This window comes from Paenibacillus xanthanilyticus, from assembly GCF_042682185.1.
GTDB classification, from domain to species: Bacteria; Bacillota; Bacilli; order Paenibacillales; family Paenibacillaceae; genus Paenibacillus_Z; species Paenibacillus_Z xanthanilyticus.
This window is the reverse complement of record NZ_JBHUHA010000001.1, coordinates 2,909,856-2,925,407: the sequence shown is the minus strand read 5'-3', so window position 1 is coordinate 2,925,407 and position 15,552 is coordinate 2,909,856. Positions and strand designations below refer to the sequence as shown.

At 52.8% G+C, this 15,552-nt stretch carries 13 protein-coding genes; all 13 read left to right on the top strand.

The features are described 5' to 3' along the window. Nucleotides 1–148: 148 nt before the first annotated feature. Nucleotides 149–1,918: a choice-of-anchor Q domain-containing protein gene (locus ACFSKT_RS12305; protein WP_377721304.1), complete on the top strand. Its 1,770-nt coding sequence runs from the start codon at nucleotides 149–151 to the stop codon at nucleotides 1,916–1,918. A gap of 251 nt (nucleotides 1,919–2,169) precedes the next feature. Next, a complete protein-coding gene (locus ACFSKT_RS12300; protein ID WP_377721303.1) occupies nucleotides 2,170–3,423 on the top strand; it encodes a polysaccharide pyruvyl transferase family protein in 1,254 nt (417 codons plus the stop codon). Beyond that, nucleotides 3,408–5,198, top strand: a complete 1,791-nt coding sequence (gene uidA / locus ACFSKT_RS12295; protein ID WP_377721302.1) for a beta-glucuronidase — start codon at nucleotides 3,408–3,410, stop codon at nucleotides 5,196–5,198. The genes ACFSKT_RS12300 and uidA overlap by 16 nt, the downstream gene beginning before the upstream one ends. Nucleotides 5,199–5,254: 56 nt before the next feature. Further along, nucleotides 5,255–6,082, top strand: coding sequence for a helix-turn-helix domain-containing protein (locus tag ACFSKT_RS12290; protein ID WP_377721301.1), 828 nt, complete (start codon nucleotides 5,255–5,257; stop codon nucleotides 6,080–6,082). 128 nt (nucleotides 6,083–6,210) lie between these two features. After that, nucleotides 6,211–7,320: an amidohydrolase family protein gene (locus tag ACFSKT_RS12285; RefSeq protein WP_377721300.1), complete on the top strand. Its 1,110-nt coding sequence runs from the start codon at nucleotides 6,211–6,213 to the stop codon at nucleotides 7,318–7,320. A gap of 3 nt (nucleotides 7,321–7,323) precedes the next feature. Then, entirely contained in the window at nucleotides 7,324–7,686 is a 363-nt protein-coding gene (locus tag ACFSKT_RS12280; RefSeq protein ID WP_377721299.1) for a Rieske (2Fe-2S) protein, read from the top strand. 40 nt (nucleotides 7,687–7,726) lie between these two features. Further along, a complete protein-coding gene (locus ACFSKT_RS12275) occupies nucleotides 7,727–8,731 on the top strand; it encodes an NAD(P)/FAD-dependent oxidoreductase (protein WP_377721298.1) in 1,005 nt (334 codons plus the stop codon). Between the two features lie 43 nt (nucleotides 8,732–8,774). Continuing rightward, on the top strand, nucleotides 8,775–9,695 hold the full coding sequence (rbsK, locus tag ACFSKT_RS12270; RefSeq protein ID WP_377721297.1) for a ribokinase: 921 nt from the start codon (nucleotides 8,775–8,777) through the stop codon (nucleotides 9,693–9,695). Nucleotides 9,696–9,719: 24 nt separating this feature from the next. Next, nucleotides 9,720–10,760 (top strand): hypothetical protein, encoded by a 1,041-nt coding sequence (locus ACFSKT_RS12265; RefSeq protein WP_377721296.1) that lies wholly within the window; start codon nucleotides 9,720–9,722, stop codon nucleotides 10,758–10,760. 270 nt (nucleotides 10,761–11,030) lie between these two features. Further along, entirely contained in the window at nucleotides 11,031–12,107 is a 1,077-nt protein-coding gene (locus ACFSKT_RS12260) for a LacI family DNA-binding transcriptional regulator (protein ID WP_377721295.1), read from the top strand. A gap of 265 nt (nucleotides 12,108–12,372) precedes the next feature. Beyond that, entirely contained in the window at nucleotides 12,373–13,290 is a 918-nt protein-coding gene (locus tag ACFSKT_RS12255) for a carbohydrate ABC transporter permease (RefSeq protein ID WP_377721294.1), read from the top strand. Next, nucleotides 13,290–14,120, top strand: coding sequence for a carbohydrate ABC transporter permease (locus ACFSKT_RS12250; protein WP_377721293.1), 831 nt, complete (start codon nucleotides 13,290–13,292; stop codon nucleotides 14,118–14,120). The genes ACFSKT_RS12255 and ACFSKT_RS12250 overlap by 1 nt, the downstream gene beginning before the upstream one ends. 62 nt (nucleotides 14,121–14,182) lie before the next feature. Continuing rightward, nucleotides 14,183–15,475, top strand: a complete 1,293-nt coding sequence (locus tag ACFSKT_RS12245; RefSeq protein WP_377721292.1) for an ABC transporter substrate-binding protein — start codon at nucleotides 14,183–14,185, stop codon at nucleotides 15,473–15,475. The last annotated feature ends 77 nt before the right edge of the window (nucleotides 15,476–15,552 follow it).

Here is a 15,552-nt window from a genome sequence, read left to right as displayed (position 1 = left end):
ATTCCCCGATTCTTATCTAAATACAAGAATTTATAAGTTTCACACTTATAAATCATCTTGTATTTCACCGGAATGAAACGCGCTTCGCTGCCAAGGACGGCGCTAGCCGTTTCACCTTGCTTCATCGCGATCATAAAGGAGGAAATTGATGATGATTGGATTGGTAAGCAGGAAGCCCGCTAGGTTAACGAGCTTGATCGTGTCGATTGCGATATTCTGTTCCGCATTCCTATCCATGGAATCGGTGCATGGCGCAGATCCGAAAACGTATTATGTCGACATCGATACGGGGATCAACCGGAGCGACTATGGAATCACGCCTGACAAACCGTTTAAAAACATCCAGTATGCGGCCGATCTGACGAACCCGGGTGACACCGTCTATGTCATGAACGGCATCTACAACGAGACGAATGATCAGGACGTATTCCACGTTACCCGGTCGGGAACCTCCACCGCATTCATTAACTACTTAGCCTACCCGGGCCATACGCCGAAGCTCATGGCACGGGATGCTTGGAATCATATTGTTGTAAGCGCTTCATATATCCGGATAGAGGGCTTCGAAATGGAAGGCGACAATGCCAATCTGACGTTAAGCGAGGGGGAGGCGCGTTATAATCACTTCGTCCAGCATAAACCGACGGGTACGATCGACTGGGCTTACGTCCGCAAAACCCAAACGAATGGCATTGTGATTAAACCGGAGACATCAACCTCTACGAATCCCCACCACATTGTGATTAAGAACAATACCGTTCACGATGTACCAGGTGCGGGGATTGTCTCGATGGAAGCGGACTATATCACCATCGAGAACAATACCGTGTACAATACCTCTTGGTATACACTCTACGCTACAAGCGGAATCTCTTTGTTCCATTCCGTGGATACGGACACCAATACTTCCGTCTACAAGAATATCATTCGCAATAATCGGACGTATAACAACAAGACAATGGTGAAGTGGGAGAAAACAAAGGATTATTCCGACGGGAACGGGATTATTATCGACGACAACCAGAATTCACAACTAAATGGCAAATACCCGGGCTATAAGGGAAAAACACTGGTAACAAATAACGTGAGCTATAATAACGGCGGGTCCGGTATTCATGCCTACTACAGCTATAACGTGGATATGATCAACAACACGGCTTATACCAACAATGCCAGGTTGAATGAGGGAGAAATCTACGCCAATTCTTCCAACAATGTCAACATACTCAATAATATTCTAGTGGCCAGGGCGGGTAAAAACATCAATTCGAATCATAACAACACGAACGTAACGGTCAACTACAACATCTATCATAACGGTAATCCTGTCGTCAGCGGAGCGAACGACATCTGGGCAGATCCCCTGTTCGTGAACGCAGCCGGCGGAGACTTCCGTGTTCAGATTGGCTCGAGGGCTATCGACACCGGGACGACGAGCTTGGCGCCGGCCAACGACCTCAGCTACAATCCAAGGCCAAGGGGAGCGGGTCCGGACCGCGGGGCGTTCGAGAGCCAGAATTTGATCGGCAATCCGAGCTTCGAATGGACGAACTTGAACGGATGGACCAAGGAACTGAATGGAGCCGGCATTACGATTCAGAATACGGGGGCCTACTCGGGTACCTACAAGGCCGCCTTCAACACGAGCTCCGCTACGAAAATGTCTCAAACCGTGACGGCACCTCAGACGAAGACGTATACGGTCACCGCCTATATCAATACGAATATCGCTAGCGGAGTCTCGTTCGGGGCGGATGTGGCCGGCGTGAACAAGGCTCAGCAAGCCGTCGCTTCAGGCGGATACAAGAAAGTAACGTTGACCGTTAGCGCGACAGCAGGACAAACCGTCAAAGTATGGATCAGCGCTCCGCAGACAGCTAACGGCTGGGTTGCAATCGATGACGTGTCGGTACAGTAGCGACTAACCGGCACGAACCGACGAGCTTTCCATCGACACATGCCCCTTGTGTAATCCTGATTTCGGATTATACAAGGGGTTTTTTGGTATTATCCATCCATTTCCTTCCATAGGATTCTTTTTCATCACGAATCACGCACGATGGCCCCTCGATTAAAATACTCTTATTGCCGGAAACGGAAGCCGAAAGCTATGGTGGGGAAGAACCGATAATAGCACCGACCAAATCGCGCGTATAGGGAGTGTGAACCTTGAATAAGAAAACGATCATTCTTCGTTCATCTTGGCAGATCGTCAATATAGGCGATATCGCCCATGCACCGGGTGTTCTTGCGCTGCTGGAAACCAGCCTGCCGGAGGCGGATGTCATTCTTTGGCCCTCCGTTGACTTCTCCGATGAAGTCTTGGCCATGATCCGTCAACGTTTCCCCAGCCTCCAAGTCGTGAAGGGAAGCATCGGAAGCGACGGAATAGCGTCTAACGCTGAACTTCAGGCGGCACTGGACGCCAGTCAATTTCTGCTGCATGGTCCGGGCCCTCTGCTAGTTGCCCATGAAGACGTATCGGCATACATCAACCACTGGAAGAAACCGTTCGGGGTTTTTGGGATTACGTATGGAGGGTATAACGAGTCGGACTGGCCCGAAGTGCAGCGGATTTTATCCCAGGCGTCCTTTCTTTATTTCCGAGACTCCATTTCTTTGGCGCGCGCCATAAGCGACGGCATATCATGTCCTTTGATGCAGTTCGGACCAGACGCTGCCTTTGCCTTTGATCAAAGAGACGATGCTCGAGCCTTGACCTTCCTCGCTAATCATGAGCTGGAGGAGGGGAAGTTTCTCTGCTGCATTGCCAGAAACAGGTACACCCCGTTTTGGAAGATGAAAGACGTGCCTTTCAGCGAGGAAAAGCATGCCGTCAACGAGGCGATGAAAGAGCAGGATCATGCCGCTCTCCGGCAGGCCATTATCGAGGTGGTCCGGCAGACTTCCTATAAAGTTCTGATTTGTCCGGAAGATCAAAGTCAGATGGAGCTTGGCAAGGAATTGCTGCTGGATCAACTTCCGGAAGATGTCCGGCCGCATGTCGTCTGGCGCGAAACGTTCTGGCTTCCGGATGAAGCGCTTAGCGTCTATGTTCGCTCGGCAGGACTATTCGGCACGGAAATGCATTCGCCGATTATGTGCATCGGCAGCGGGATACCCGCTATCGTATGTCGATGGAAGGAACAGACGACGAAAGGATATATGTGGCAGGATATTGGTCTTGGGGAGTGGCTCTTCGATATGGATAAAGAAGAGGAGAGGCGCGCGGTAGTTCCAGCGGTGCTTGGACTCGTCCACAATCAGGAAGAAGCACGGAATAAAGCCAGGGCCGCGAAAGAGCGGGTAGGAGAACTTCTCCAAGCCATGACCGTGACCTTGCATGAGGAGCTGAACAAGCGCTCGGGCAATGAGGAGACAAAACGAATGTCAGACGGAGGTTCAACATGTTATACCCACTAGACAACGGAATCCGGGAAGTAAAGGAGCTATCGGGCATCTGGCAGTTCAAAGCGGATTTGGCCAACGAGGGCTATGCGCAAGAATGGTATAAAGAGAAGCTGAAGGATGCCATCGCCATGCCGGTTCCTGCCAGCTATAACGACATCACGACGGAAGCCGCCATCCGCGACCATATCGGAGACGTATGGTACGAGCGGACGTTCCACATCCCGAGCTCCTGGAAAGACCGGAGGATCGTGATCCGCATTGGAAGCGCCACGCATCATGCGGTGCTGTGGATTAACGGAGAAGAAGCGGTCCGTCACAAGGGTGGTTTTCTTCCCTTCGAAGCCGATATTACGGACCGCGTATGGAGGGGGGCCGAGAATCGGGTGACCTTGGCGGTCAGCAACGTTCTTGATTGGACCTGCCTGCCGTCCGGCGAGGTGAAAACCTTTGACGACGCTCCGGAAGGCCGTTATCCCCAAGGTCACCGGGTCCAAGAGACGTACTTCGATTTCTTCAATTATTCCGGCCTGCACCGCCCGGTCCGGCTGTATACGACGCCTCTTGACTACATCGAAGACATGACGGTGACGACGGAACTTGAAGGGACGAGCGGCCTCGTCGGCTATTCCGTACAAGCCCAGGGCAATGGCGCTTCGGTTCACGTCCGGCTGATTGATGCGGATGGCGTCGAGGTCGCGCAGGGAACGGGAGCAGCGGGCTCGCTTGCGGTACCGGAACCACACCTTTGGGAGCCCGGGCGGGGGTATCTCTATACCTTCGAAGCCAGCCTGCTGGACAGCGAGGGGACCGTCATGGACAGCTATCAGCTGCCGGTGGGAATTCGGACCGTAGCCGTCAAGGATAATAAGTTCCTGATTAATGGCAAGCCGTTTTACTTCAAGGGCTTTGGCAAACACGAGGACGCGGATATCCGTGGCCGGGGGCTTGACGAGGCGCTCAATGTCCGGGACTTTAATCTGATGAAATGGTCCGGGGCCAACTCCTTCCGAACGTCCCACTATCCATACTCGGAAGAGCTGCTGCGGTTGGCCGACCGGGAAGGCTTCGTTGTCATTGACGAAGTGCCGGCAGTGGGCATGTGCTTTTGGAGCGAGACGAATACGGTATTTCGTGAAGATCGGGTGAATGAGGAGACCTTGCGGCATCATTTGGATACGATGGGCGAGATGATCCGCCGGGATAAGAATCATCCCTGCGTCGTCATGTGGAGCATTGCCAACGAAGCGGCGACCAATGAGGAGGCCTCCGTCCCGTACTTCACGGCCGTGGCGGAAGAGACCCGCAGACTTGATCCTACGCGCCCGATTACGATCGTCCAGACGATGTGGCCCTCGGTCGACAGAGTCGGCGGACTTGTCGATGTGATCTGCCTCAATAAGTACTTCGGCTGGTACAGCGATCATGGGCAGCTCTCCGTGATCGAACGGCACATGGACCAAGAGCTGAAGGGATGGCACGATAAGTACGGCAAGCCGATCATCATTACCGAGTACGGAGCCGACACCATACCGGGGTACCACCAGCTGCCGTCGGTTTCCTTCTCGGAAGAGTTTCAGTACGAATTCTTGGCGTCGTATCACCGTTCGTTCGACAAGCATCCGTTCGTGATCGGGGAGCAGGTATGGGCCTTCGCCGATTTTGCCACCAAACAGGGCTTAACCCGGATTGTCGGCAACAAGAAGGGGATTTTCACCAGACAGCGGCAGCCGAAGGCGGCTGCGTTCAAGCTGCGGGAGAGATGGACGGGCGAGAACGCCAAGTGGTAGCGGGTGGCAGGTGAGTAAGGGCTGAGGCTTAATTTATCGGCGAATGGTGAGCGTGCATGGATTATATGTATTTTAACGGCTTTACCCCGCGTATTATCGAGGTGGCTAACCGGAACAAGCAGGTATGGGAGCAGTTGAATGGCGGGATTGACCGGGAAAGGACGGGGCTTCATTCGTTAGCATACGTTTACGGAGGCGAAGGAAGCCTGTCGTTCGCCGGGCAAGAGCAGCTGCTCGTGCAAGGCGATCTGTTCCAGATCTGGCCCGGCGAAATGATGTCGCTCAGATCGAGCCCAGCGGATCCGCTTCACTTCTACTCCTTTCAATTCCAGCACGGCCTCGTTCAATGGGATGGAGGCAGCATAAGCTGCCGCGAGCAGCCGGGTCCGCTTCCCTTGCAGCTCGGGAACGCAGGCGCCGCCCGGAAGGCGGTTGAGTCGGTGTTTCGGGAAGCGTACGAGCTGTGGTCGGAGAAAAACAACGGGTACGAGTGGCATGTAAAGCTCCAGTTGCTGCATGCGATCCAACTTCTAAACCGGCTGGGCAGGAGCAGCGCGGAAACGGCCGGGGCCGCATCCGTCGTGCATAATGCGATTCAGCTCATGAAGACCTCCTTCAAGGAGGCGCTCACGCGAGATCAGATGGCCGACAGCGTTGCGTTATCGCCGGGCTACTTCTCCGTATTGTTCAAGGCGCATACGGGACACAGCCCGATTCAGTATTTGACCAAAATCCGGATCGATCAGGCCAAGCTGCTGCTGCGGAATACGACACTGGCGATTAGCCAGGTCGCCGAGGAGAGCGGCTTCCCGGACTCCTTTTATTTCTCCAGATTGTTTCAGAAAGAGACCGGGATGTCTCCCAGAGACTACCGAAAATCCTAATGGAGTAGAGGCATGGGAATCTGACAATTATCCAGATTTCCATGCCTTTTCTTCATGTACGCCCCCGTGTCACGGATGTAAAGTTAAGCTATGAAATGACATTAACGGATGCGAAGGAGCGGTTAGGAATGGTGAAACCTAGAATTATCGATGCCGACGTGCATAACGCGATCGCCAGCAATACAGAGTTGCTTCCTTATCTCCCGAGGGTATGGCATGAATACTGGCTGTCGGCTGGCCCCGGATATGGCGGCGGCTGGCAGTCCCCGATCGGCGTATTCCGTGCCGACGCGAAGACGGCGGACGGCGGCATCCCCGGCAGCGATCCGCATTTCATGCTTGAGCATCACTTTCGGAAATATGGGATCGATTACGGGATTCTAACGGGCTCAGGCATTCTTGGCATCTCCCTGAATCCGAATCCGGATTACGGGAACGTCGTCGCCAGCGCCTACAATGACTGGCTGGTCGAGAAGTGGCTGAAAGCAAGCCCCGTGTACAAGGGGTCGATCCTTATCAATCATGCGGACCCGCAGGCAGCGGCCAAAGAAATCGACCGGATGGCGGTCCATAAGGACATGGTCCAAGTCATTATGTGCAGCGGTTCACGCATGCTTTACGGCCAGCGTTTCTTCCATCCCATCTATGAAGCGGCCGAGCGGAACGGACTTCCGGTGGCGGTGCATCCCGGAACGGAGGGCAGAGGCATCGCAGGAGCGCCTACGCCTTCCGGCTATCCGACGTCTTATTTCGAGTGGCATAACATCCTGCCGATCAACTATATGGCGCACGTCAACTCGCTCGTATGCGAAGGCGTATTCGAGAAATTCCCGAAGCTGAAATTCGTCGCGATCGAAGGCGGCATCGCTTGGCTGCCTCATCTCATGTGGCGGATGGATAAAAACTACAAAGGCTTGCGCGATCAGGTGCCTTGGCTGAAGCGACTGCCGTCGGAATATATCAAGGCGCATATCCGGCTGACGACGCAGCCGATCGAGGAGCCGGGGAATCCGGAGCAGCTGAACCAGATTCTCGATATGGTGGACGCTGGCAGCACCGTCATGTTCTCGTCCGACTATCCGCACTGGGACTTCGACAATCCGAAGATGGCGCTGCAGCCGATCCGCAAGGATCTCCGGGAGCGGATTCTAGCCGACAACGCGATTGCGCTGTACGGGCTGCATGAAGTGCCGTCCAGCCAGGGCGAAGCGGCGGCTGCGGCAGAAGGGGAGGCCTAACGCATGGAGAAAACACGCATCCGTTACGAGGCGGGGACTGCCGAGGAGCTCTCAAAGAGCGGACGGCTGATCGTAACCGTGAAAGGGATGGAAATCGGCTTGTTCGCGGTCGGGGACCGGTTCTATGCCTGGCGCAATACATGCCCCCATGCAGGGGCGCCGGTATGCGAGGGGCCGGTATGCGGCACGCGGCTGCCATCGCTCGTGTACGAGTACAAATACGGGAAAGACCGTGAAATCGTACGCTGCCCTTGGCATGGCTGGGAGTTCGACTTATTAACGGGCCAGCATTTGGTTGACGGGAAGGTCAAGCTCAGAGGCTACGAGGTCGAGGTCGAAGACGGCCGTGTATACGTGCTCATTTAATACAGGAAGAGACATCGAGAGTGAAAGGGAGGGAATCACGTTGTTCAGCGCGTGTTCAAAAACCAATGCGGTTGATTTTCTCATTATCGGAGGTGGCCCGGCCGGCTTATTCGCAGCCTTCTACGGCGGGATGCGTCATGCTTCCGTCAAGTTGGTGGAGAGCATGCCCCAGCTTGGCGGGCAGCTTGCCGCCTTGTATCCGGAGAAATATATCTACGACGTGGCCGGCTTTCCGAAGGTAACCGCCCAGGAGCTGGTCAATCGCCTGAAGGAGCAATTAAGCCATTTCCAAACGGACATTCGTCTAGAGGAGAAGGTTCTGGATGTGATAAAGCATGACGAGCGGTTGTTCGAGGTGAAGACGGATAGGGCCGTTCATTATGCGAAAGCGGTCATCATTACAGGCGGAGTGGGCGCCTTCGAGCCGAAACGTCTCGAGCTGCCAGGAACGGCCCGCTACGAGAAAACGAATTTGCATTACTTCGTCGACGACCTGCAGCGCTTCAAAGGAAAACGGGTGCTGATCAGCGGCGGCGGGGATTCCGCGGTCGATTGGTCGCTGATGCTCGAGCCGATCGCAGAGCAGGTGATGCTCACCCACCGGCGGGAAAAGTTCCGCGCTCACGAGCATAGCGTGCAGAATTTATTGGCCTCCACCGTCCGAATCCTCACGCCGAAGGAAATCGTGGCGCTGCATGGCGAGGATCGCATTGAGGCGGTTACGCTGCTCGATTCGAAGTCGAACGAAGAGCTTCGTGTCGAAGTCGATGCCCTCATCGTCAATTATGGCTTCAGCTCGTCGCTCGGACCGATCGCACAATGGGGAATCCACATTCAGGACGGCTCTATCGTCGTGGATTCCCGCATGGAAACGAATATTCCGGGTATTTTCGCGGCAGGCGATATTACGACCTACCCGGGCAAGCTGAAGCTGATCGCAGTCGGCTTCGGTGAAGCGCCAACCGCCATTAACAATGCGAAGGTGTATGTCGATCCGGATGCCAAGCTGTCTCCGGGCCATAGCAGCCATATGAAACGGGCATGAATGCGATAGTCAAGAAGCTGCATCGTTAAAAGGAGCACAGGCGATGAAACCGAGGATTGCCGTAGTAGGAAGTATGAATATGGACATCGTGGTTACCATGCTGCGAATGCCGCAAGTCGGGGAGACGGTGCAGGGCAGCGCTATTCATTATGTCCCTGGGGGGAAAGGCGCGAATCAGTCGGCTGCCGCCGCCCGATTAGGCGCGGACGTCAGGATGATCGGTGCTGTCGGTACAGATCCGTTCGGCCAGAAGCTGACGGCTAATCTGCAAGCGTTCAACATCGATCATAAGGGGATCGAAGCGCTCGACGATGTGCAAACCGGAACGGCTGTGATCCTCCATGCCCAGGAAGACAACTGTATAGTGGTGACCCCTGGCGCCAATAGCCGATGCACGCCGGATCTGGTTCGACGTCACCGCGCAATCATCGAGCAGGCGGACCTGCTCCTCGTTCAATTGGAGATTCCTCTCGAGTCGGTGCTGGAAGCACTGAGAATCGCGCGTGGTGCAGGGGTGATGACCATTCTTAATCCTGCGCCGGCCGTCTCTCTTCCCTTCGAGCTTCTATCGCTCGTGGACATCCTAACGCCGAACGAGACGGAATTTGCGCTGCTATCGAACGAGCCTGTGGCCCGGACGGATGAAATGCTCAAGAAACAGCTTGCAGCCTGGCGTTCGCGCTTCGAGGGGAAGGTCATCGTAACCCGTGGCAGGAAAGGCAGTTCATACTTGGATGATGCAGGTGAAATGAGAACGGCTGCCGCATTAGAGGTTGCGGTTGCCGACACGACCGGAGCAGGAGATGCCTTCAATGGCGCGCTCGGTTATGGTCTTGCTTCAGGCTGTGCGCTCGGAGACGCGGTTGATTTCGGTGCCCGGGCAGCATCGCGATCTGTCATGGGATTCGGCGCCCAAGGAGCGCTCCCGACACTCGCGGAAGTAGAGGCCACGTACGGATCATGAAAGGTTTAAGGGGAGCGTGAACAGATGACCAAGCGATTTTTTGCCGAGAATAGCTTCTGGAACACCAAAATTGAGAATAACCCGAAGATCTTAAGCCGTTCTTCGCATTTTATTGACCTTCTCTATGAAGCGGACAAAAAGAACGGCTTTCATATGAATCTGCATGCGTGGACGATACCGGTCTTTGAGGTTACGAAAGATACGCCGAGGTTTAACATCGGCAAGAGAATGATGCACCACACTGGGGAAGGCCGGACGTTCTATATGAATTCCAAACCTTTCATCGGCGAGCATCACCCGCTTGGTCATGGCAAAGGGTTCGGTGAAGATGTTCCGATACCGGAGCATGCCATACCGGATCGGGAGTCCGACTCTCATATGGCGCTCATCGATTACGAGCAAGGCCTCGCCTGGGACATGTGGGCAGCAGAAAAAAGACCGGACGGTTCCTGGTGGTCATGTACCGGCATGAAGTACGACCTGTATGGCAGCGGCGTGTTCGATCCGTCCGACTTTCCAATCCATAACGGTGAAAGCATCCATCTGTATGGACCTTCGCGTGCCTCGGGGGTTCCGATTATCGCCGGATTGATTATGCATGACGAAATTAGGGACGGCAGGATTGAACACAAATTGGCATGCGCCTGCGAAAAAGTCGGGCTCCTGGAGCATTCGTTCCCTCCGGCGATCTGGACGGACGGTGCATACCCGAATGGAATACCGGAAGGAGCGGTGATCCAGTTGGACCCTGAACTTGATCTGGAGGCGTTCGGGCTTTCCCGGGAAGAGAAGATCATTGCTACTGCGCTGCAGGAATACGGGGCCGTTATGACCGATTATGCGGGAGGGGTAACCTTGTACGGGGAAGGCCTGTGGTCCAATCCGGACAAAAGCTGGAACGGCATGTTGGATGAGGACGGATTGAGGAAAATTCCTTTTGACCGTTACCGGTTTATTGAGTCCGGAGCAACGGTAGAGAAGGGGATGGTGCCGATGCCGCATCGTCATCTCTTCCGGGAGTACCACAAGAAGACCGGTTTGCCGGAAGATATTGAATTCAAGTAAAAGTGAAAAATTACACCTGTTCACAATGTCAAAAAATTCGATAACACCGGGGTAACTTTTCAATAAGGGCGATCGCACTGTTTAAGAGCGATCGTCTTTTTGCTTCTGAGGTTAAAATTCTGCAATAGTAAGGCGGGAAGAGTCAATCCCGCTTAGGTCTTACTTTTATATACACGTCAGAAGTAATTTGTTATGATGATAAAAAGTTTGGTTTACAAACGGCTGAAAAGTAAACTAACGACTTGTATTTTAAGTTGCGGAGTGAACATCATGGCTAAGATTAAAAAGATAACAATGCAGGAAATTGCCGATAAAGTCGGCGTATCCAAATATGCGGTATCCAAAGCGCTGTCCGGTAAACCGGGGATTAGCGCATCTACGAGGGAAAAAATATTCGAGGTGGCCTCGCAGCTCGGCTATCTGGATCAGAAGCTGATCAAAAGAACGATGAATCATCAGGAGCCGGATGCGGACGATGAAAAAATGATCGGCATTCTCTTCCCGAATATTCGCAGTCAGAACAGAGACTCCGGTTATTGGGGCAGAATCCTGGAAGGGGTGTTCAGGGGGTTAGAGTCAAGCGGCATAGGCTCTGTTCTCATTACGGACGATTCGCCTCGCAATTTCCATAAAATTATGCGTCCTGAAGGGCTGCTCGGGATCATTGGAATCGGGTTAATCGAAACCTCCATGCTTGTCCATTTACGCAATGAAGGTATACCCTTCGTGCTTGTCGATCACGAGGACGAGCTGGTTAGTTCCGACAGCGTCTTCATGAACAATTATGATCTATTGCGTAAACAGGTTAAATATTTGATCGGCAAGGGCCATACCGACGTTCAGTTCGTCGGAGATTGGCGTTTTGCGAGAAGCTTCGCGGATCGCTGGAACGGCTTCAAATCGGTATTGGCGGAAAGCGGGATTCCGTACACGCCAAACGAGTCGTTGATTCGCGTTAAGCCCACAAACGATCAAGAGAATCTCGATCTCATCCTCTCTACCCTCGCGGAATTGCAAAGCAGCTCGCTGCCTACTTCTTTCGTGTGCGCCAATGACAAGATCGCTTCGCATGTATGGCGCGCCATGCGGCAGCTTGGCATTCGCGTTCCGGAAGATACATGCGTCACTGGCTTCGATCACGATGCGGAAATTATGCTAGAGTTCCCGGAGCTTAGCACAGTCAATGCTGAATCGGAGGCTCTGGGGATCAAGGGGGTAGAGATGCTGTTCTGGAGACTGGCCAATCTTCACATGCCGCATGAAAAGCTTTTGCTGCAAAGCGATCTCATCATTAAGGGCAGCATCGCGCCTCCCCGGACAGCCGGGGAAAAGCAGCATTCCGTTTAATTGCGCATTCTCGCGAATGGATCCTCCAAAATCTCTGATTTGGCAGCTATGCGAATCAGGGATTTTTTTTATGGGTCCATAAGCTAGCTCCACTAAAAGATAATTTGTTATTAGTGAATATATTGTTGTAAACATAAATGATAATTGTAAACATAATAAATCAACAATTTTAGTTGACGAAATGAGACTCGATCAACTAATATGTTCCTGAGGAAGTAAATGGAAGCGCTTTATAGATTGAATTCGATAGAAACGAGGTTATGCCATGTTTGGTAAAAAAAGCGGATCCGGCAAAAAGTTTCAGCATAACACGGCTGGATATCTTTTTATTTCCCCGTGGCTAATAGGGTTTCTTCTTCTGACTCTATGGCCGATTTTGCAATCGCTTTATTTGTCCTTTACCGATTATTCTCTGCTTGATTCTCCGGTCTGGGTAGGAACGGAGAATTATTCGAATATTTTCACTTCCGACAGGCTATTTGTGAAGTCGCTCGCCGTTACGTTTACATTCGTGCTTTTTGCGGTGCCGATCAAGCTGATGTTCTCTTTATTGGTTGCCATGCTCCTCAACCAAAATGTAAAAGGCATGAGCATATACAGGACGCTCATTTATTTCCCTTCTCTAATCGGGGGCAGCATCGCAGTCGCAGCATTATGGCGCAACATGTTCGGCCTTGAAGGGTACATCAATCATATTCTGGGCTGGTTTGGCATTCAGGGCGTCGGTTGGATCGCCAATCCGGATACGGCGCTCGGCACTCTGATTTTGCTCAATGCTTGGCAGTTCGGCTCCACGATGGTTATTTTCTTGGCCGGCTTGAAGCAGATTCCTAAAGATCTTTATGAATCCGCTTCCGTAGACGGCGCAGGGGTGTTGCGCAAATTTTACAGCATTACGCTTCCGATGCTCTCTCCGGTCATCTTTTTCAATTTGGTGCTCGGCATTATCAATGCCTTCCAGATGTTCACCTCGGCATTCGTCATCACGAGCGGAGGTCCGGCCAACTCGACTTACATGTACGTATTGTACCTGTATGAGAAAGCGTTCCGGCAGTATCAAATGGGTTATGCATCGGCGCTGGCTTGGATCCTTCTTCTTATTATCGGCGTGTTCACGCTTATTAACTTCACAGTGTCCAAGTACTGGGTCCATTACGAGTCGGAAGGGGGCAAATCCAATTGATGACGGAAAAACAAAGCTCTTGGAAGAACCATCTGATTCTGATCCCGTTCTCCCTTCTCATGATTTACCCGGTCATCTGGTGGATCGGCGCTTCTTTAAAAAGCCAAGCGGAGCTATCCCTGCCGACGTTATGGCCCGAAACGTTCATGTGGGAAAACTATTCGAACGGCTGGTCGTACTCATCCCAATATACGTTCACAACGTTTTTTGCCAATACGCTCTTCATGGAATTTTGGAGCGTGCTCGGCGGCGTGGTGACGGCCGCTCTCGTCGGTTACGGCTTTGGCCGCCTCGACTTCCGTTTCCGCAACTTCTGGTTTTCCGTGCTGCTAATGACGCTCATGCTGCCATCGCAGGTTACCGTCGTGCCGCAGTACATTCTGTATAACAAACTAGGTTTGACAGACAGCTACATTCCGCTCATCTTGCCGCATTTTTTCGGCGGCGGCGCATTCTTCGTCTTCCTTGTCGTGCAGTTTATCCGCGGTATTCCGCGAGAGCTGGACGAAGCGGCACAAATTGACGGTGCATCGGTTTACGCCATTTTTTTCCGCATTATCGCTCCCTTGATTAAACCGGCGTTATTCACGGTAGGCATCTTCACCTTCTTGTGGAGCTGGGACGATTTCTTCTCTCAACTGCTCTACTTGAGCTCCGTCGAGAAGTTTACGGTAGGCTTGGGGCTGAGGATGTTCATTGATCAGTTTGAAGTGCAATGGGGACAATTGCTGGCGATGTCGCTGCTATCCGTCGTTCCTTCGGCCATCATCTTCTTCCTGGCTCAGAAGCATTTCGTGGAAGGCATCGCGACAACAGGCCTTAAGGGCTAAGCTCATCCATGCTCCATCTGACTTACGGCTTCCCATTTGATTATGGAAAAGGGAGTGTTCACATGACAAAGACTAGACCTTGGTTAAAAACGTTGGCGGTCGGTGCTCTGGCATCCGTCGTCGTATTGTCCGGCTGCAATGCCGGCAGCAGCGGAAGCGGCTCCACCGATAAAGCGGCCAATCTGAAAATTATGTGGTGGGGATCCGACGTGCGTCACGAAGCGACCCAAAAAGCGCTGGATATGTACACGGCGGCTCATTCGAAAGTGACCTTCACGCCCGAGTTCACCGCTTGGGACGGATACTGGCAGAAGCTTCCGACGCTCGCCGCGTCGAAAACGCTTCCCGACATTATGCAGATGGACGCAGCCTATATTCAAGGTTATGTGAAGCGCGGCCTGTTAGCGGATCTGTCCGACATTGACTTGTCCGGTATTGTTGACGAGCAGGTCATCGAGAATATTAAGATCGACGGCAAAGTGTACGGCGTTCCTCTCAGCTACAATGGGCAAGGCATGGTATACGACAAAGTTGCGCTCGAGGAAGCCGGGATTACGCTCCCGACCAACAACTGGACGTGGGAAGACTTCTTCGCCTACGCAGAGGAAGCCCGCACGAAGCTCCCGAAAGACAAATACCCGATCGATGATCTCCGAAACATTTGGGAATGGTACCAATTCTATCAGACGTCCAAAGGACTAGGCCCGATCTTTAAGGACGGCACGACGTTTAACCTGGACAAGGATACTTGGTTTGCATTCAACAGCAAATATGCCGAGTTCCAAAAAGCAGGCATTGTACCGCCGGCGGACCTTCAACTTGCATCCAAGGAGAACGATCCGCAGACGGATACGTTCGGCACTGGACGCGTGATGCTGAGAGGCGCATCGGTAGGCTCTGCAACCGCAATTGAAGCCTTGCTCCCTGGCGGACGCATTGCCGTTAACAGCTACCCGATTGGCGAAGCCGGCGGCGGCTGGGCGCAATCGACGATTTTCTTCTCGGTAAGCGCAGCATCGAAAAATCAGGCTCAGGCGAAGGCATTTATTAAATGGTTCATTTCGAATGCGGAAGCGGGCAAAACGCTCGGCACAGTGCGCGGTATTCCGATCAATCATGAAATATTGAAATCGATCGAAAGCTCTTTTACGGCAGGCGAGCAGCTTGGCCTCGATTTGTTGGACGTGGCCAAAGAAAAAGCGCTGCCGTTCTACCCGGCTCCCGCAGGCGCGGAAGATTTCGTGTCTACGTACAAATCCGAGATGGAAGCGGTCATGTTCAACAAAACGACGCTGGAGCAAGCGTATGAGACGCTAGTTGAAAAAGGAAAAGCGGCGGAAGCCAAACTGAAATAAGTATTCTGGATGCAAACGGTAAACGAATAGACAGACAGCCATTTGGTCCGACAACGCTTACGCAGACTATGGGCGGA

Excerpts from the sequence above, each read along its gene's own strand:
- ACFSKT_RS12305 (WP_377721304.1), top strand. The coding sequence starts at position 149 with ATGATGATTGGATTGGTAAGCAGGAAGCCCGCTAGGTTAACGAGCTTG.
- uidA (WP_377721302.1), top strand. The coding sequence starts at position 3,408 with ATGTTATACCCACTAGACAACGGAATCCGGGAAGTAAAGGAGCTATCG.
- ACFSKT_RS12290 (WP_377721301.1), top strand. The coding sequence starts at position 5,255 with ATGGATTATATGTATTTTAACGGCTTTACCCCGCGTATTATCGAGGTG.
- ACFSKT_RS12285 (WP_377721300.1), top strand. The coding sequence starts at position 6,211 with ATGGTGAAACCTAGAATTATCGATGCCGACGTGCATAACGCGATCGCC.
- ACFSKT_RS12280 (WP_377721299.1), top strand. The coding sequence starts at position 7,324 with ATGGAGAAAACACGCATCCGTTACGAGGCGGGGACTGCCGAGGAGCTC.
- rbsK (WP_377721297.1), top strand. The coding sequence starts at position 8,775 with ATGAAACCGAGGATTGCCGTAGTAGGAAGTATGAATATGGACATCGTG.
- ACFSKT_RS12265 (WP_377721296.1), top strand. The coding sequence starts at position 9,720 with ATGACCAAGCGATTTTTTGCCGAGAATAGCTTCTGGAACACCAAAATT.
- ACFSKT_RS12260 (WP_377721295.1), top strand. The coding sequence starts at position 11,031 with ATGGCTAAGATTAAAAAGATAACAATGCAGGAAATTGCCGATAAAGTC.
- ACFSKT_RS12255 (WP_377721294.1), top strand. The coding sequence starts at position 12,373 with ATGTTTGGTAAAAAAAGCGGATCCGGCAAAAAGTTTCAGCATAACACG.
- ACFSKT_RS12250 (WP_377721293.1), top strand. The coding sequence starts at position 13,290 with ATGACGGAAAAACAAAGCTCTTGGAAGAACCATCTGATTCTGATCCCG.
- ACFSKT_RS12245 (WP_377721292.1), top strand. The coding sequence starts at position 14,183 with ATGACAAAGACTAGACCTTGGTTAAAAACGTTGGCGGTCGGTGCTCTG.